At 35.2% G+C, this 18,304-nt stretch carries 16 protein-coding genes; 2 read left to right on the top strand and 14 right to left on the bottom strand.

Features of this window, described 5'->3' with window-relative positions:
* Positions 1–50: 50 nt before the first annotated feature.
* Genes ftsZ through mraZ form a run of 13 tightly spaced genes read right to left on the bottom strand, consistent with a single transcriptional unit; the run spans position 51 to position 15,752 of the window.
* Entirely contained in the window at positions 51–2,111 is a 2,061-nt protein-coding gene (gene ftsZ, locus BK054_RS03440; protein ID WP_016650328.1) for a cell division protein FtsZ, read from the bottom strand.
* A 13-nt stretch (positions 2,112–2,124) separates the two neighbouring features.
* Positions 2,125–3,552: a cell division protein FtsA gene (gene ftsA / locus BK054_RS03445; protein ID WP_071306909.1), complete on the bottom strand. Its 1,428-nt coding sequence runs from the start codon at positions 3,550–3,552 to the stop codon at positions 2,125–2,127.
* A gap of 9 nt (positions 3,553–3,561) precedes the next feature.
* Complete coding sequence (locus BK054_RS03450) at positions 3,562–4,299, bottom strand: cell division protein FtsQ/DivIB (RefSeq protein WP_006259682.1); 738 nt, start codon at positions 4,297–4,299, stop codon at positions 3,562–3,564.
* A gap of 17 nt (positions 4,300–4,316) precedes the next feature.
* Positions 4,317–5,660, bottom strand: coding sequence for a UDP-N-acetylmuramate--L-alanine ligase (murC, locus tag BK054_RS03455; protein ID WP_071306910.1), 1,344 nt, complete (start codon positions 5,658–5,660; stop codon positions 4,317–4,319).
* 2 nt (positions 5,661–5,662) lie between these two features.
* Entirely contained in the window at positions 5,663–6,757 is a 1,095-nt protein-coding gene (gene murG, locus BK054_RS03460) for an undecaprenyldiphospho-muramoylpentapeptide beta-N-acetylglucosaminyltransferase (RefSeq protein WP_006262248.1), read from the bottom strand.
* Positions 6,758–6,779: 22 nt separating this feature from the next.
* Positions 6,780–8,018: an FtsW/RodA/SpoVE family cell cycle protein gene (locus tag BK054_RS03465; protein ID WP_006259685.1), complete on the bottom strand. Its 1,239-nt coding sequence runs from the start codon at positions 8,016–8,018 to the stop codon at positions 6,780–6,782.
* A 6-nt stretch (positions 8,019–8,024) separates the two neighbouring features.
* Positions 8,025–9,356: a UDP-N-acetylmuramoyl-L-alanine--D-glutamate ligase gene (gene murD / locus BK054_RS03470; protein ID WP_006259686.1), complete on the bottom strand. Its 1,332-nt coding sequence runs from the start codon at positions 9,354–9,356 to the stop codon at positions 8,025–8,027.
* Between the two features lies 1 nt (position 9,357).
* The gene (mraY, locus tag BK054_RS03475; RefSeq protein WP_006259687.1) at positions 9,358–10,569 is read right to left on the bottom strand and encodes a phospho-N-acetylmuramoyl-pentapeptide-transferase; all 1,212 of its coding nucleotides are present in this window, start codon (positions 10,567–10,569) and stop codon (positions 9,358–9,360) included.
* 19 nt (positions 10,570–10,588) lie between these two features.
* On the bottom strand, positions 10,589–12,046 hold the full coding sequence (locus BK054_RS03480) for a UDP-N-acetylmuramoyl-L-alanyl-D-glutamate--2,6-diaminopimelate ligase (RefSeq protein WP_071306911.1): 1,458 nt from the start codon (positions 12,044–12,046) through the stop codon (positions 10,589–10,591).
* Positions 12,043–14,046 (bottom strand): penicillin-binding protein, encoded by a 2,004-nt coding sequence (locus BK054_RS03485; protein WP_006259689.1) that lies wholly within the window; start codon positions 14,044–14,046, stop codon positions 12,043–12,045. Before BK054_RS03485 ends, BK054_RS03480 begins: the two co-directional genes overlap by 4 nt.
* On the bottom strand, positions 14,037–14,396 hold the full coding sequence (locus tag BK054_RS03490) for an FtsL-like putative cell division protein (RefSeq protein WP_006259690.1): 360 nt from the start codon (positions 14,394–14,396) through the stop codon (positions 14,037–14,039). Before BK054_RS03490 ends, BK054_RS03485 begins: the two co-directional genes overlap by 10 nt.
* Positions 14,393–15,304, bottom strand: coding sequence for a 16S rRNA (cytosine(1402)-N(4))-methyltransferase RsmH (gene rsmH / locus BK054_RS03495; RefSeq protein ID WP_071306912.1), 912 nt, complete (start codon positions 15,302–15,304; stop codon positions 14,393–14,395). The genes BK054_RS03490 and rsmH overlap by 4 nt, the downstream gene beginning before the upstream one ends.
* A complete protein-coding gene (gene mraZ / locus BK054_RS03500; protein ID WP_006259692.1) occupies positions 15,297–15,752 on the bottom strand; it encodes a division/cell wall cluster transcriptional repressor MraZ in 456 nt (151 codons plus the stop codon). Before mraZ ends, rsmH begins: the two co-directional genes overlap by 8 nt.
* Positions 15,753–16,106: 354 nt before the next feature.
* Here mraZ and BK054_RS03505 point away from each other — a divergent pair, with 354 nt between their 5' ends.
* Positions 16,107–16,874 (top strand): alpha/beta fold hydrolase, encoded by a 768-nt coding sequence (locus BK054_RS03505; protein ID WP_006262250.1) that lies wholly within the window; start codon positions 16,107–16,109, stop codon positions 16,872–16,874.
* A 1-nt stretch (position 16,875) separates the two neighbouring features.
* Positions 16,876–17,496 (top strand): ribosome biogenesis GTP-binding protein YihA/YsxC, encoded by a 621-nt coding sequence (gene yihA / locus BK054_RS03510; RefSeq protein WP_006259694.1) that lies wholly within the window; start codon positions 16,876–16,878, stop codon positions 17,494–17,496.
* A gap of 43 nt (positions 17,497–17,539) precedes the next feature.
* Here yihA and BK054_RS03515 read toward each other — a convergent pair whose 3' ends face one another.
* Positions 17,540–18,196 carry a response regulator transcription factor gene (locus BK054_RS03515; protein WP_006259695.1) on the bottom strand — a complete coding sequence of 219 codons (657 nt, stop codon included), beginning with the start codon at positions 18,194–18,196 and terminating at the stop codon, positions 17,540–17,542.
* Positions 18,197–18,304 lie beyond the last annotated feature (108 nt).

Here is an 18,304-nt window from a genome sequence, read left to right on the forward strand (position 1 = left end):
AAAATAAAAGGACTATCGAAAGATAGTCCTTTTAAATAATATACTTGTAATTAATCTACATTATCGTGTAAATATGAGTTGTTAGATCTTAACTGCCCATCGTTATTACTATCTAACCCGAAAGTAATACGTGACTTATTAGTAGTCTCGTCTGACTCGTGTAAGTCTACTCCACTTCTTTTATAAGCTGGCTCACGCTCTAACTCTGTTAACTGACTGTTCGTATTATTAAACTTGTAGTTAAACTCTTTCATCTTTTTTCTGCGTTCAGCAGCACGACTCTTAAGTGTAAACTCCTCGATACTCATCTCGATAGGGTTTACTTCATCTAGTTCCTCTTCTACTACTGCATTAGATGCTTCTACTACAGCTGGAGTTGGTTCCTCTGATTTAATAGAAAATCTAAATTCATCTTCTATTGCATCTTGATGTTTATTAATCGGTTTTGCTGATGCTAACTCACTTTCTTTATCTGTATAATCTTCTAAAGAGAACATGATAATTTCTTCTTTAGGAGCAGCCATATTTTGAACTGATTTAGCTTCATTACCATAAGCAATATTGCTTTTTGCTTCTACCACATCATCCTCTAAATGATACACGACAGGAGCATTTGCTTGTGGTTGTTGAGACACTTGTGTTTCTGGTCTTTTTGCTACATTTACAATAACAAACTCAGGATCAACAACATTTATATCTCTTATATCTTTTGTTTTTGCTAAATTTTGCTCTTCTGAAATACTAGTATTTTTTTTTACTTCCTCAGAAGGCGTTACGATTTCAAAAAAAACATCTAATCCATTAGCATCACTTGCTTTCTCAGTAGCTTCTGCTGTCACTTGATTTACTTGAACGTCTTCCTCATTCATTGCCTCTACAGAGATACCTTCATCAAGATCTTCATCTTCAAAATCACCTAACTGATGTACAGTAATTTTTTCTGTTTCTTCTACTGCATCTTCTGAAGAAGAAATAATAGTAGTAACCTTAGATAATGGCTCATCTGGAGAAGAGTAGCCGAAAGACTCTACAGATGAAGCTTGCATTAAATTATGCTCTAACTTCTGATCACCTTCTAATACGTGAATAATCTTATTAGGCTCACCTGTTGTAACAATACTTTTTTGTTGTTCGATATTGAAACCTGTAGCAATAATTGTTACAGAAATAGCATCTCCTAAAGACTCATCTTCACCAACCCCCATAATGATGTTAGCATTATGCCCAGCTTCTGTCTGGATGTGGTCGTTGATTTCACCTATCTCATCAATTGTAATCTCATTTGCACCAGACACAATTAATAACAATACATTCTTAGCACCGCTAATCTTATTATCATTTAATAGAGGAGAGTCTAATGCATCTACAATAGCATCTTTAGCTCTAGTTTCACCAGAAGCTGTAGCAGATCCCATTATAGCAGTACCACTATCAGATAATACAGTCTTAGCATCCTTTAAGTCAATATTCTGAGTATAGTGATGCGTAATAACTTCTGCGATACCACGAGCTGCAGTAGATAAGACTTCGTCGGCTTTGGAGAAACCAGCTTTGAAACCTAAATTACCATATACCTCTCGTAACTTATTATTATTGATAACAACTAAAGAGTCAACTTGTTTACGTAGACGTTCAACCCCTTTTAAAGCTTGGTCTTGTCTTACCTTACCTTCGAATTGGAAAGGAATAGTAACAATACCTACTGTAAGGATATCACGTTCTTTAGATAACTGAGCAATAACTGGAGCAGCACCTGTACCAGTACCACCACCCATACCAGCAGTGATAAATACCATCTTAGTGTTGGTATCTAACATCTTCTCTATCTCTTCTATACTTTCTAAAGCAGACTGTTGGCCCACTTCTGGATTAGCTCCTGCTCCTAACCCTTCCGTAAGGTTAACTCCTAACTGAATTTTAGTTGGAACTGGACTATTTTCTAATGCTTGAGAGTCAGTATTACACACTATAAAATCTACACCTTTAATTCCTTGTTGGAACATGTGATTAATAGCATTACTTCCACCGCCTCCTACACCTATTACTTTGATAACGTTTGATTGGTTTTTCGGTAAATCAAACTTTATTCCTCCAAAATCTGTATTCTCCATATACGTAGCCTTTTTATTCTTGCTTTTCAATAAAATCTTTTATTTTTCTAAAAAAAGTACCAAAGAAATTTGATTCAAATTTTTCTGCCGTTGGCGATCTAAATTCAGTCTCTTTTGGTTCTTCAGAAACTTTAGGTCTTTCTTGACTTACTGTTTCTATTGGATCTTGTGATACAACTGGTTGTTGCACCACAGGCTCTGCGCGATTAACAACAGGCGCCTCCACTTCTGGAACTCTATTCTCAACAGCAATATCTGCTAATGAAACAGCTCCTTTTATATGATGTCTTTCACTTTCCATCACTAATCCTACCGCAGTAGCGTATAATGGACTAGAAATCTCTAAACTAGAGTCTCCAGCTAAGTGCTCATTAGGATATCCTATACGAGTATCTATACCAGTGATATATTCTACTAATTGCTTAATATGTTTTAATTCAGAACCTCCTCCAGTTAAAACAATTCCTGCAATCAATTTCTTCTGTGGGCTTTCATATCCATAACTCTTAATTTCAGAGAATACCAATTGTATGATCTCTTCTACTCGAGCATGAATAATCTTAGACAAGTTCTTTAAAGATATTTCCTTTGGTTCTTTTCCTCTTAACCCTGGAATAGACACAATCTCATTATCTTTATTTTCTCCTGGCCAAGCAGACCCAAACTTTACTTTTAGTATCTCAGCTTGACGTTCTATAATAGAACATCCTTCTTTAATATCTTCTGTAATAACATTTCCTCCGAAAGGCACTACAGCTGTATGACGAATAATACCGTCTTTAAAGATAGCTAAGTCCGTTGTACCACCACCGATATCGATAAGTGCTACCCCAGCTTCTTTTTCTTCTTGACTTAGAACTGCTTCAGCTGATGCTAAAGGCTCTAAAGTAATACCTGAAAGCTCTAATCCTGCATCTTTAATACATCTCCCTGCATTCTTTATTAATGCGGCTTGACCTACTACTACATGGAATACAGCTTCCAAACGACTTCCATACATTCCGATAGGTTCCTTAATACCAGGCTCTCCATCTATTTTGAACTCTTGTGGAAGTACGTGTATAATTTCTTCTCCTGGAAGCATACTCAACTTCTGAACTTGAGTAATTAATTGCTCTATGTCCTTGTCTCCTATTACTTCATCAGGATTATCTCTACTTATATAATCACTATGTTGAATACTACGTATATGCTGTCCAGCTATACCTACTACTACATTCTTAATCTTATACCCAGCTGCTGACTCAGCATCAGTCACAGCGTTTTGAATAGATTGAATGGTCTGCGTGATATTGTTAACAACACCTCGTTTAACACCTAGACTTTTAGCTTTACCTAATCCTAAAATTTCTAGTTTACCGTATTCGTTTTTCTTTCCAATCATTGCGACAATCTTAGTTGTCCCAATGTCTAAACCTACAGCTATATTTTCTTTTTCCATACTCTTTTTCTATTTTGTGCATACCACTTGTTGGGTAAACTTGAGGTTTATATACTTGTATTTCTCTTGTTCAACATTCTCTCTTATCAAATACTGTACAAAGGCTTTATAATTTTGCAACTTTATTTCCATTTCATCAAACCCTCCAAACAAAATGTCAAAACGGTTTGTACGACTAATCAACATTAAAGTTCCCTTTGGTTCTATAACTATCCCCGTGATATCCTCTCTTAAGAATTCGTCCTTGTTAATCAATTCAAGTATTTCCTTAATATCTCTTTCATTACTCTTGTTCACCTTTCCCTGCACCATAGGAACTCTATCAGAAAAATTACTTGATAATGGCATCATTTTCCCTAACTCATCAAGATAATAATTATTATCCCCATCTATCACTCTTCCGATTGCTTTTTTTTGCCAAATATCAACGATTATTTTATTATCTATCGTCAAATAAACATCCGCATTTCTGATTAATTCATTTTTTAGCACGTTTTTCTCTAGATTATTCAAATCTAAAACACTTCTATTAATCTCGGAAATTTTTGGAAATTTATTTTTAAGCAAATTGCGAATTTCACTACTTGTTACAAAGTGTTCTTCACTTTCCTTAAAAACCACATCGATATCCTTAACTTCACGATCATTACTACGTTTATTAGTAAAAGAATACAAAAACAGTAACAGTCCACACAATAGCAATATGCGAACATCTGACCACTTTATTTTCTTAAACAACTTTTCCACGTACTAAAACTTCTATATTATTCTAATCCTTTCTTTATATCTTCTACCATTTCTCCTAAATCACCAGCTCCTATAGTCAAAACTAATTCAGCCTTAGAAGCCTTTAAATAAGGTAATAACTCCTCTTTTTGCAAGACCACTTTATCCACTGATGTCATTTGATCTAACAATGCTGCTGACGTCACTCCTTCTATAGGCAACTCTCTTGCTGGATAAATATCTAATAACACTACATGATCGAAGGTAGATAATGCTATAGCAAACTCACTCATAAAGTCTCTTGTACGACTATACAAATGAGGTTGGAACACAGCTACTATCTTCTTATCACTATATAACTCATGTACCGCCTGACTTACTGCTTGTATTTCTGTCGGGTGATGAGCGTAATCATCTATATAAATAAGATCATCTCTTCTGATCTTATAAGAAAACCTTCTTCTAACACCTTTAAAGCTTCCTAAACCATCTACTAATACATTTGCATCTATTCCGTAATTATAAGCCATAGCGAAGGCTACTAATGCATTAGATAGGTTATGTCTACCTGGTAATCCAAAGCGAACACCTTCAATGCTCTCATTAGGAGTTATAATATCAAAAACATACCATCCATTATCAATAGATATGTTCTCTATTCTATAAATACAGTCCTCTCCAAAACCAACTTTAATACCATTTAAGTCTACTTGTTCAGTTTTAAAGAATTTAGTCTTATCCTCAACCTTATTTGCAAAGTCTTGGAATGCTACTAACATTTCTTCTGCAGTACCAAATATATCTAAGTGATCCGCCTCAGTAGAAGTAATACAAGCTGTATCAGGATACAATCTTAAAAAAGAACGATCAAACTCATCTGCCTCTACTACTGTTACTGTTTTACCACTTCCGATTAAGTTAGTCTGATAATTCTCTACTACTCCACCAACAAATGCTGTTACATCAACACCTGCTTGAAATAATAAATGTCCTAAAATACTTGTTGTTGTAGTCTTACCATGTGTTCCTGCTACTGCAAAACAATAGGTATCCTTAGTTATCAACCCTAATACTTCAGAACGCTTACGAATATCAAATCCATTATCGATAAAATAGTTCCACTCTGTATGTGTACTAAGTATCGCAGGAGTGACTACAACTAAAGTTGTTTCCTTATCCTTATACACATCCTTTACTAACTCTAAATTATCTTCAAAGTGGATATCAATTCCTGCTTCTTTTAATTCATCAGTTAATTGTGTTGCAGTGCGATCATATCCTGCAACATTCTTTCCTATAAATTTAAAATAACGAGCTAAGGCACTCATACCTATGCCTCCTATTCCTATAAAAAATACGCTCTTTATCTTACTTAATTCCATACTTAAATATTCATTATAGCTTCTACTTGATCTACTATATCTTTTGTTGCATTAGGTAACGCTAACCTTCTAAAGTTAGTTCCTAACTTATTTTGCAACACTTTATCTTCTACTAACGCAGTAAATGTTGGCAAGAACTGCTCTGCTAGCTCTGCTTCTTTTAGCAATATTGCTCCTTCTTCGCTTACAATACTCATCGCATTTTTAGTCTGATGATCTTCAGCTACATTAGGAGAAGGAATAAATATAACAGGCTTACCTACCAATGCTAATTCAGAAATAGAAGAAGCTCCTGCTCTAGAAATCACATAGTCTGCTGCTGCATAGGCTAAGTTCATCTTCTCCACAAAAGCAGTTACTAATACCCCCTCTGCCTGATATTTCTTATACTCCTCATAATACAGCTTACCACACTGCCATATAACTTGTATATTCTTCTTCTTTATCTCTTCTAAATTCTCTTCAATCAATCGATTTATTCTCCTAGCTCCAAGACTTCCTCCTAAAACTAAAAGAATGTCTTTAGAACTATCTAATCCAAAAGAACGAATACCTTCCTCCTTCATAGAACTAACATCTAATAAATCATTTCTAACAGGGTTACCTGTCTTTATAATCTTTGACGCAGGAAAGAATCTTTCTAGATGATCATACGCCACACATACCTTATTTACCTTCTTTCCTAATAACTTATTCGTTATACCTGGAAAGGAATTCTGCTCTTGGATTAATGTCGGTATATTCTTACCAGCAGCAACTTTCACTACAGCTCCACTAGCAAAACCTCCAGTACCAATTACTACATCTGGTTTAAACTTTTTAATTATTTTACCAGACTTCCATAAACTACTAATCAGTTTAAACGGAAACGCAAGATTATCTACAGTCAACTTTCGTTGAATACCTGATATCCATAATCCTTCTATCTTATAACCTGCCTGCGGCACCTTCTGCATCTCCATTTTATTCTCAGCTCCTACGAACAAGATTTCAGCATCTGCATACCTTGCCTTAATCTCATTGGCAATAGCTATCGCAGGATAGATATGTCCTCCTGTTCCTCCTCCACTTAATATGACTCTCGGTGCACGTTTCATTTATTATATTATTTCCTATATTCTATTTTACTAATTCTTGATTTTGCCTAAGCTCTTCTTGTTTACCTAGCTCTTCTTGCATACGCTCTTCCTCTATCATTCTTTCCATCTCTTGTTTCTGTATCTCCTGTTCTTTTTTGGTAACACTTAGAATCACTCCTAACGAAATACAAGTCATCCAGATCGATGTTCCTCCACTACTAATCAGAGGTAACGTTTGTCCTGTCGTAGGCAGTAACGACACAGCTACTCCCATATTGATCAAGGCTTGGAATATAAAATAAAACCCTAACCCAGTAACCAACAACTTCCCAAATAAAGTCGGAGCCTTATGTGCTGCAATCAAAAACCTAAAGAACAAATACAGATAAAGAAACAGTATCGATAGTCCACCCACCATACCATATTCTTCAACAATAATAGCATAAATAAAATCCGATGAAGACTGTGGTAAAAAGTTCTTCTGAACACTTTTCCCTGGGCCTTTTCCCACTAATCCACCAGATGCGATAGCTATCTTAGCGTTGTCAACTTGATAAAGATCCTTTCCTCCTTCATCTGCATTAGCGAATCTATCTATACGACTTATCCATGTATCTACACGGTTAGGCATCGTTCCTTCAGGTAAAGCTTTTGCTGCCAATACAAACAAGGTCACAAACAACATTCCTGCTCCAAAAATAGCTGCTAGATATTTAAAAGGATACTTCCCCACAAATACCAATATACCAACCATCAAGAAGATCAAAGCTGCTGTAGAAAAGTTAGCTGGAAAGATTAATCCAACTACAACCATAACAGGCAACCATAACTCTAATACTGAAGGCCAAAACTCAACTTTCTTATCTTGAATACTGACCAGATACTGCGCTACATACCCTAGTACAACTACAGCTGCTATCGCAGATGGTTGTATCTGAATAACGCCTAAATCTAACCACCTACTCGCATTTGCTCCCCCTATGGTCTTACCTTGAATCAAAGTAAAGAACAGTAACACAATGGCTACTGGCATCATAAGAATGGACAATTGTCTAAAATATCTATACTCTAGTTTATGTGCTAAATACAATAACACAAAACCAATAGATAAGTGAGCAAAATGCTTAAACAAATAAGAGAATGTAGACTTCCCTGTACCTATCGTATAAACTAAGTTAGTACTCGCACTATATACAGGTACAAACGAAAATAAGGCCAGTAAAAATATTACTGTCCATATATGTTTATCTCCATATAAATTAGCAACTAACTTTTTCATTTTATCTTATAGATTATTTACTTCAGCCTTAAACTGATGTCCTCTATCCTCGTAATTTTTAAATAAATCAAAACTTGCACAGGCTGGTGACAGTAATACTGTATCACCACTCTCAGCTAAGCGTTGTGCCATCTTCACAGCATCCTCCATACTCTGAACCTCGATTAATGTGTCCACTACCTGTTCATAAGCTGCTTTTATCTTACTATTATCAACACCTAGACAAATAATACTCTTTACTTTCTCGCGAACTAAAGGCATTAACTCATCATAATCATTTCCTTTATCTACTCCTCCAACAATCCATACTGTTGGTGTCTTCATACTTTCTAATGCAAAAAAGGTAGCGTTGATATTAGTTGCTTTAGAGTCATTTATATACTGAACATTCTCTACTTTCATTACCTTTTCTAAACGATGTTCAGCTCCTTGAAAATCGGATAAGCTCTCTCTAATACTCTGCTTTCTTATTCTTTTTAATTGTGCCACAGCCGTAGCTGCCATAGCATTCTTAACATTGTGCTTTCCTTCAACACCCAATTCGCTAATTGGTAATACCACTGTTTCCTTGTCCATAGCCACTACAATATTTTGCCCTTCTAAATAAGCTCCATATTCTAACTTTTTAGTAATAGAAAATGGTACTCTTTTAGCGGCAGTTTTATTATTAGTTAACCAACGTTGAATCTCCACATCATCATCATCATAGATTAAATAATCCTCTTTGGTTTGATTCAATGTAATTCTAAACTTAGCATTGATATAATTTTCATATTTATAATCATATCGATCTAAGTGATCTGGGCTAATATTAGTAATAACAGCGATATGAGGTCTAAACTTGCGTATGCCATCTAATTGAAAACTGCTCAATTCTAACACATAACACTTTTCAGGATTCACAGCTACCTGCTTAGCGTAGCTATCACCTATATTTCCTCCTATACCAACGTTCAATCCTCCCTTACTCAATAGATGGTAAGTAAGCATCGTCGTTGTTGTTTTTCCATTACTACCTGTTATAGCGACAGATGGCTCTGTATTAAAAGTATAAGCAAACTCTATCTCCGAAATAACATCAATATCCGCTGCTAATGCTTTTTGAATAATAGCTACTTTATCTGGTATCCCAGGACTTTTAACTATTATATCACCACTCAATATTTCTGTTTCTGTATGTCTTCCTTCTTCCCAGCGTACATTGAACTCATTAAGAACAGCCTTGTACTTATCTTCAATCTGTCCAAAATCTGAAACGAATACATCATACCCTTTGGTCATAGCTAGTACAGCTGTACCTACTCCACTTTCTCCTGCTCCTAATACAACTACCTTCATACTATCTAATTTTTAAAGAAACAATACAGAATATTCCTAACAATATTCCGATAATCCAAAAACGAGTTACAATCTTACTCTCGTGATATCCTTTCTTTTGGAAATGGTGATGAAGTGGTGACATTAAAAATATCCTTCTTCCTTCTCCATATTTCTTTTTTGTATATTTAAAGTAACCTACCTGTAATACTACTGATAAGTTCTCTGCTAAAAATATTCCACATAATACTGGAATGATTAATTCTTTTCGTACAGCTATAGCTAATACTGCTATAATACCTCCGATAGTTAAACTACCCGTATCCCCCATAAATACCTGAGCAGGATAAGTATTATACCATAAGAACCCTATCAATGCACCCATAAAGGAGGCTATATAAATAGTCATCTCACCTGAATGGGGTATGTACATTACATTCAAATAGGCTGATAACACAACGTTCCCCGAAATAAACGCAAAAATTCCCAACACAAATGTTGAGATTGCTGATGTACCGGCAGCCAATCCATCGATACCATCTGTTAGGTTAGCTCCATTAGAGACAGCTGTCACAATAAATATCACAATAGGAATAAAGATCAACCAAGTATATTTCTCTGCACCTTCTCCTAACCAACTGATTAAAATCGAATAATCAAATTCATTATCTTTTAGAAAAGGAATAGTCGTTGCTGTTGATTTCACATCATATCTACTAGCTACATCTTCTACTAACGCTCTATTCGCAGGCATTTCTCTAACCGTTACGGTAGGGCTAAAATAAAGCACTGCTCCTACGATTAATCCTAGTCCTACCTGTCCTATTACTTTAAATCGTCCTTTTAGTCCTTCCTTATCTTTTTTCTTCATCTTTAGATAGTCATCTAAGAATCCGATAGTCCCCATCCATACTGTCGTTAATAAAAGTAATAAAACGTATGTATTGTCAAGTTTTGCAAATAATAGAACTGGTATAAGGGTTGCTACAATAATGATTAGCCCTCCCATAGTTGGTGTACCTGCTTTTTCCTTCTGCCCTTCTAATCCAAGCTCACGCACAGTCTCACCAATCTGCATTTTTCGTAGATATTTGATAATTCTCTTACCGTAGATGATCGAAATCAGCAATGAGAATATCATAGCCATACCTGATCGGAAAGTGATGTATTGAAACATCCCCGCTCCAGGAATTTTGAAATAATCATCTAAGTACTCAAATAAATAATATAACATACCTTAAATCTCCCTTATTCTATTGTTCTAAAAATTCAGTTACAATCTCTAAATCATTAAAATGATTTCTTACCCCTTTAATCTCCTGATAAGTCTCATGTCCCTTACCAGCGATTAAAACAATATCCCCGGCTTCTGCCTGCTGACAAGCTAATTTGATAGCTTGCTTACGATCTACCACTATTATCGTCTTCATCGTATTCTGAGGCTCCACTCCTTTTTCCATTTCTTCTAAGATTACAACAGGGTCTTCGAATCGTGGGTTATCTGAAGTGAATATTACTTTATTACTCAGTTCTGAGGCTATCTGTGCCATCTCTGGTCTTTTTGTTTTATCTCTATTACCTCCACATCCTACTACAGTAATCAGTTTCTCATTATAAGTACGAATAGAGTTAATTGTTTCTATTACATTCTTTAAGGCGTCAGGTGTGTGAGCGTAATCTACTATAGCAGTAACCTTCTTAGAAGATACTACGTATTGGAATCTTCCTGCTACACTAGTTAACTTACTTACTTCTAACAAAGCCTCATCTTCATTCACTCCTAATTGAATAGCTGCTGCATAAACAGCCAATAGATTAGAAGCATTGAAGAGTCCTATTAGTTGAACCCAAATCTCTCGCTGATTAATCTTCATCAGCATTCCTGAGAACTGACTTTCTAATACTTCTGCTTTATAATCAGCTACATTCTTAAGACCATAAGTCTTGATAGTTGCATCTGTATTTTGGGTCATAATCAACCCATTTTTATCATCTACATTCGTTATTGCAAAAGAACCTTTAGGCAACTGATCAAAAAAGGCTTTCTTCGCATTTCTATATTCAGCAAATGTTTTGTGATAATCTAGATGATCGTGTGTTAGGTTAGTAAATATTCCTCCATCAAACTCTAGACTATGTGTACGCATCTGAACAATACCATGCGAGCTAACTTCCATAAAACAGTATTCACATCCAGCCTCTACCATCTCATTTAAATAATGATTGATCGTAAGAGAATCTGGCGTAGTATGAGTAGCATTATAATCTATATCTCCTACTTTTATAACTACAGTAGACAATAGACCTGCCTCGTATCCTAAATTCTTAAACAATGTATAGAGTAGAGTAGCAATAGTCGTTTTACCATTGGTACCTGTTACTCCTACTAATTTTAATTTAGAAGAAGGATTGTCATAAAAATTACTAGCAACGATGGCTAATGCCTTATTACTATCTTCTACTAAAATATAAGTTACTCCTTGTGCAATATCAACTGGTAGTTTCTCACAAATAACAGCACTAGCACCATCTTTGATTGCTTGTGTGATATAATCATGACCATCTACTACAGTACCAGGTATAGCTACAAATAGAGTCTCTTTTGAAACTTCACGTGAATCAAATGCAATCTTTGCTATAGAAAGTTCTAAATCACCTCCTGTAACAGATATCATTTTTGCTTTGTATAATAATTCGTTTAACTTTTTCACGATAGTTCTAATACTACTTTTTGATTTCTACTTATTTTTTGTCCAGCTATTACAGACTGTTTCTTTATTTTTCCTATTCCTTTTATTTCTACTTTTAAGCCTAAATTTTCTAAAAGAGGTACTGCATCCATTGCGTACATTCCTCTCACATCAGGCATAACTTCAAGATTGTCCATTACTATTTCATGATAATCTTGATAACTCGTTCTCACATTAGATGGTACTTCATCTATATTGCTCAAACTTGTTGTTGTAGGCACATCCGTGTATATCTTCTGTGCTATACGTTTAAATACTGGTCCAGACACATCCGCACCATAATAACTCTTCGTTCTATCTGGTTTATGTATAATTACTATACATGAATATTTCGGATTCTCTGTCGGGAAATAACCAGCAAAAGAAGAAGAATAATACATATCCTTTCCTTTTCCTTTTCCATAATTTACCTGAGCAGTTCCCGTTTTACCCGCCATTGAGAAATTAGGAGAACCTACTTTTCTACCTGTACCTTTTACAACTACATTAGTCAGTACTCCTTGTACCTGTTTAATAACCTCTGGAGAAGCAATCTGAGGGTTTAAAACCTCTGGTTCGAACTTCACCACTGTTTTATTAAACTCTTTTACTTCTGAGACAAACATTGGTTTCACCATTACTCCATTATTTGCTACTGCATTATACAATGTCAATGTATGTAAAGGTGTTATTGAAATACCATACCCAAAAGCCATCCAAGGCAGCGCTAATCCACTCCAGCCTTTTTTACCAGGTTTCGGTATATAAGGTACACTAGCTCCTTTAATAGGTATATCTAATGCCTTATCCATACCTAGAGTAGATAGATAATTAGTAAACTCACTAGGCTTATCTTTAAATCCTTCATTCACTGCTTGTGTTATTACAGTGTTTGAAGACACCTCTATTCCTCTAGCTAACGATATCTTACCATATCCTCCCCATTTAGAATCACGAACTCTAGCATTATAGAATTTCACAACACCATCATTCGTATCGTATATCCTAGCAGTATCACTTTTACCTTTTTCTAAAAGAGCTAGTAATGATGCTAGCTTAAACGTAGAACCAGGCTCGTGTTTCTCTCCTACAGCATAATTAATCGTTTCATAATAATTACCACTTTCAGATCGTCCTAAATTAGAAATAGCCTTAATAGCACCAGTTCCAACTTCCATTACTACCACACACCCATGATCTGCACTATAATACTCTAATTGTTTTAGTAATGCATGGTGAGCGATATCTTGTATATAGACATCGATGGTAGATACGATATCTTGCCCATCAATAGGTTCTATCTCATTCTCATCATTAATAGGCTTCCATTGATCCTTTCCAAGACTTTGCATCTTTCTACGACCATCTACTCCACTTAAATAGGATGTAAATGCTCCTTCTATTCCCACTCGAGTGAAAGAATTATCCTCATTCTTTCTTTCATACCCGATTGTTCGTTGTGCAATCTTACCTATAGGATGTTGCCTAATTGTTTTTTGCAGAGATATAAGCCCTCCTTTATAAGGGCCTCTTTTTAAAAGAGGAAAGCTTTTAACTCTTACATATTGTGTATAACTAAGATCTTTAGCTATGAATACATATCTGTTTCCATTCTTTCTAGCCTTTCTAAGCAAATTCTCATAATAGCTAGAAGGCTTCTTAAACATCACTCCTAAAGAATCAGACAATGGTTTTACATTCTCATAAAAATCTTTCTCACTAGGTGCTAAACCATCAAAACGAATTTCAAAGACCGGTACAGAAGTCGCTAATAGACTTCCATCTGACGAATACACATTCCCTCTATTCGCAGGAATCTCTTCTATCTTTACTCTAGTTTTATCTTGAGCCTTAGCTCTTAGCTCCTTTCCTTCTATCCCTTGGATCTGTACTAATCGATAGACAATCCCTCCTGCAAAGAGCAAAACCAAAGCAGAGATAAGGTATATATTCACATAAATATTCTTATTATTTAGCGCCATAACTTATCCCAAAAACTTTCTTTTTCTACTTCTCTAGTTACTTTAATCTTCGTCGCTGGTGTCTCAGAAGGAAATATCCCATCTTCTTCTAAGTTCTTAGTGATGGTAGATTCCATCTTCAGTTCCATTAACTCTGATCGTGTATCAACAAACTCTGCACGCAACATCTTCACTTCATGAGTTAGTTTTGCTATTTTAAATACTTTCGCCTCATACGACTGAGTATTACCAATTAACAATAAACTTAAAATGATTACATAAATAATAAATGCCCAAGTCTTAGCTGAATTCTCATTAACAAGAATCTTCGCTTTGATAATATCTCCTGGGCTACTTATTTTATTTTTCATTTTTTCTCGGCAATTCTCAATTTCGCAGAGCGAGCTCTATTATTTACTGCAATTTCTTCATCAGTAGGCAAGATTAACTTCCCTAGCTGTTTCATCGGAACTTCAAATCTTCCAAAGAAGTCTTTTTCAGGTTCTCCTTCGAACATTCCGTTTTTCATAAATCGTTTCACTAAACGATCTTCTAATGAATGGTAAGAGATAATACTCAATCTTCCTTTCGGCTTCAAGACCTCTTGACTTTGTGTCAACATTTCTTTCAATACATCCATTTCCTGATTCACTTCTATTCGAATCGCTTGATATATCTGAGCCAAAATCCTAGCACTCTTATGTGCAGGTAAGAATCTAGCCAACACCTCTTTTAATTCATCTGTATTCTTGATTGGGGCATCTGTTCTAGCTTTGACAATTGTATTTGCAATTGCTCCAGCATTTTTTAATTCCCCATACATATAAAACATATTTCTAAGATCTGCTTCCTCATACTCATTCACCACGTTAAAAGCAGAGATATCTCCAGACTGATTCATTCTCATATCTAGCTCACCATCGAATCTAGTCGAGAATCCTCTCTCTGGCACGTCGAACTGATGTGATGACACTCCTAAATCTCCTAACACTCCATCTACCTCCTTCACTCCATGAAAACGCAAATAACGTTTCAGGTATCTAAAGTTTTGATTAATCAAAGTAAACCTTGGGTCATCTATCGCATTAGCTAATGCATCTTCATCTTGATCAAATGCAAACAACTTTCCTTCATTTCCTAGACGGTTAAGTATCTCTCTAGAGTGCCCTCCTCCTCCGAATGTCACATCTACATAGACACCATTCGGATCAGTAATTAATCCATCAATACTCTCTGTCAACAAAACAGGTCTGTGATAACCGTATTCTTCTTTACTCATCAAAACTTATATTACTCATTACATCCTGAGCCAACTCTCCGAAATCAAAATCATCTACCTCTAGCGTTGCCTCATACAATTTCTTATCCCAAATTTCCATTATATTCACTTTAGACGAAAAAACAAGATCCTTGCTTATTTGTGCAAAATCGATTAAGTCTTTCGCTATCAAAAGACGCCCTGCATCATCTATTTCAACATTCTTTACACCGGCCATAAAACGACGAATAAAAGCATCATTCTTCTTATCAAAAGGATTCAACTTTCCTATTTTGCTCATCATTTTATCCCATTCCGCCATCGGCCATAACTCTAAACAGCTCTCAAAAACAGAACGTTTTAATACAAAACCATCACCAATACCAGGCAACTGCTTCTTTAGAGAAGCAGGTACTAGCACCCTTCCTTTGGCATCTATTTTGCATTCATATGTTCCGATTATTGCCATCTATGTACACCTATAAATATAATCTTAGCAAATGTAGTCAATTTTTTACCACAATTTACCACTTTTTCCCACTTTGTTGATAAGTTTTGAGTGTTAAACTAAATAATTCAAGTAAATAGGGTAATCAGCTGACTAATAGCCCTTAATTTTAAAATACAAATCACAATTCGAACCCTCGCTTTTGACTATAAAAATGCTTTTATCAACATCCATAAATTAGCATTTACAACAAGGCCAGAAGCGCTGAAATGGACAAATTCACACTTTTACAATAAATTATTACTCCTTTTAGAATTTTTCTCATATTTAAAAACGTATATTTGTGGGAATTTAAAAATCGCATTTAGAAACTACATGGAGCGAACTTTAAAAGAAGATGGTAAATTCCGTTTTATAGAAATTGGCGAAGGTACACCAATTGTTATCTTACACGGATTAATGGGAGGTCTGAGCAATTTTGATGGTGTTACAAATTTTTTCCCAAATGAAGGTTACAAAGTAGTTCTTCCAGAACTTCCACTTTACACGAACAGCATTTTAAAAACGAATGTAAAGGCTTTCGCAAAATTTGTAAAAGATTTTATAGATAGAAGAGGTTATAAAAAAGTGATCTTGCTAGGAAATTCTCTAGGAGGACATATCGCTTTGTACTTTTCAAAAATGTATCCTGAATATCTTCAAGCGATGATATTAACAGGAAGCTCTGGCTTATACGAAAGTGCTATGGGAGACAGTTACCCTAAACGTGGGGACTATGAATATATCAAGAAGAAAGCTGAAGATGTATTTTATCACCCAGAAATAGCTACTAAAGAAATCGTAGATGAAGTCTTTGCTACAGTTAATGATCGAATGAAAGTAATCAAGACTATTACTATCGCCAAAAGTGCGATACGACACAATATGTCTAAAGATTTACCTAAAATAAAAGTACCTACGTGTTTAATCTGGGGAAAGAATGATAAAGTAACTCCTCCTGAAGTAGCTGTAGAGTTCAATGAACTACTACCTGACTCTGACCTGTATTGGATCGATGAGTGTGGACATGCTGCTATGATGGAACACCCAGATCAATTCAACGAATTACTAAACGCGTGGTTTATCAAAAGAAATATCAAGTAAAATGAAAATAAATACAGCTGAATTTGTTGTTAGTAACTCTGACGCTAAGAAGTGTCCTAATGAACCTATCCCTGAATACGCATTCATCGGTAGATCTAATGTAGGTAAGTCTTCTCTGATCAATATGCTTACTAATCAAAAATACTTAGCCAAAACCTCTTCTAGACCAGGAAAGACACAACTAATCAACCACTTTAAAATTAATTCTAATTGGTATTTAGTAGACTTACCAGGTTATGGGTATGCAAAAGTATCTAAAAAGACTAAAGCTGTATTCCAGAAGTTCATCACAGATTACTTCGAGAATAGACAACAATTAGTAAGTGCCTTTGTATTAGTAGATATCAGACATGAGGCTCAGAAGATTGACTTAGAATTCATGCAGTATCTAGGAGAGACAGAAGTTCCTTTCTCTATCATCTTTACTAAAGCTGATAAAGTAGGTAAACAAAAAGTAGCTGGACTAATAGCCGACTACAGAAAGAAAATGTTAGCTGATAACTGGGAAGAAATGCCTCCGTGCTTTGTTACCTCATCAGAAGACAAAACTGGTAGAGACGAAGTCTTAAACTATATCGAAGAAATAAACGTTGAGATGTTTAAAAATCAAAACTTTATATAAAACAAAAAAACTGCTTAATAGCAGTTTTTTTTTATTTCTATCATTAGATATAATACTCATTTACTGTAATAATACCTGCCCTAATAGCATATCGTGTTGCATCATACACATTGCTAACACCTAGTTTCTTAAATATATTCTTGCGATGTGTTATCACTGTATGAGCACTAATATTGCGGTCTGCAGCTATCTCCTTAGTCATTTTTCCAGATGCTATTTCTTTTAGTATCTCACGCTCAGCATTAGTAAGCACCTGTTCCACTTTCAGAATACTATCCTGATGTTCTTCCAGCTTCTTCATTATCCAAGGTGCGAGATAGGTCTCCTTAGAAATAGTCTTATAGATACCCTCCTTGATATGTTCTAGCTTATCATTTTGGAAGACAATATTAAAAGCAGAAATGCGATTAGACAAAAACTGTTTTAACCATTGCTCATTTAACTCACTAAAAAACAACAACCATTGTGACTTCTCACTTTGCTCTCGCAGCAGTAGCAATAACTCCGTTTGCTTCTCTAGACATCTACTAAAAGGATCTACAATAATGACTGCACTAGGGTTCTTTAGAAGATAACTCTTTAAGCCCGTCAAATCATCAATCTCAACAATACTTACCTCTCCTGAGCAAACCTCTCTAATAAGCCCTTGTAAAGCGTAACGCGTGATTTCTTGACTCTCTACTATCCCTATATTTAACATCCTTATCTCCTTAAGTTAACTCTTCCACTCCTCTATTGCTAGAATAAAGTATCTTATTAATATTCTACTACAAAAATACATAACTTTTTCTAGTATTAACACAACGCT

Origin of the sequence: Myroides sp. ZB35, from assembly GCF_001865835.1 — a bacterium.
Classification (GTDB): Bacteria; Bacteroidota; Bacteroidia; order Flavobacteriales; family Flavobacteriaceae; genus Flavobacterium; species Flavobacterium odoratimimum.

What these genes read in the sequence shown, in the direction of transcription:
- mraZ (WP_006259692.1), bottom strand. Translation starts at nt 15,752, where the DNA reads ATGGCAATAATCGGAACATATGAATGCAAAATAGATGCCAAAGGAAGG.
- murG (WP_006262248.1), bottom strand. Translation starts at nt 6,757, where the DNA reads ATGAAACGTGCACCGAGAGTCATATTAAGTGGAGGAGGAACAGGAGGA.
- yihA (WP_006259694.1), top strand. Translation starts at nt 16,876, where the DNA reads ATGAAAATAAATACAGCTGAATTTGTTGTTAGTAACTCTGACGCTAAG.
- BK054_RS03485 (WP_006259689.1), bottom strand. Translation starts at nt 14,046, where the DNA reads ATGGCGCTAAATAATAAGAATATTTATGTGAATATATACCTTATCTCT.
- ftsA (WP_071306909.1), bottom strand. Translation starts at nt 3,552, where the DNA reads ATGGAAAAAGAAAATATAGCTGTAGGTTTAGACATTGGGACAACTAAG.
- murC (WP_071306910.1), bottom strand. Translation starts at nt 5,660, where the DNA reads ATGGAATTAAGTAAGATAAAGAGCGTATTTTTTATAGGAATAGGAGGC.
- BK054_RS03505 (WP_006262250.1), top strand. Translation starts at nt 16,107, where the DNA reads ATGGAGCGAACTTTAAAAGAAGATGGTAAATTCCGTTTTATAGAAATT.
- mraY (WP_006259687.1), bottom strand. Translation starts at nt 10,569, where the DNA reads ATGTTATATTATTTATTTGAGTACTTAGATGATTATTTCAAAATTCCT.
- BK054_RS03515 (WP_006259695.1), bottom strand. Translation starts at nt 18,196, where the DNA reads ATGTTAAATATAGGGATAGTAGAGAGTCAAGAAATCACGCGTTACGCT.
- murD (WP_006259686.1), bottom strand. Translation starts at nt 9,356, where the DNA reads ATGAAGGTAGTTGTATTAGGAGCAGGAGAAAGTGGAGTAGGTACAGCT.
- BK054_RS03490 (WP_006259690.1), bottom strand. Translation starts at nt 14,396, where the DNA reads ATGAAAAATAAAATAAGTAGCCCAGGAGATATTATCAAAGCGAAGATT.
- ftsZ (WP_016650328.1), bottom strand. Translation starts at nt 2,111, where the DNA reads ATGGAGAATACAGATTTTGGAGGAATAAAGTTTGATTTACCGAAAAAC.
- rsmH (WP_071306912.1), bottom strand. Translation starts at nt 15,304, where the DNA reads ATGAGTAAAGAAGAATACGGTTATCACAGACCTGTTTTGTTGACAGAG.
- BK054_RS03465 (WP_006259685.1), bottom strand. Translation starts at nt 8,018, where the DNA reads ATGAAAAAGTTAGTTGCTAATTTATATGGAGATAAACATATATGGACA.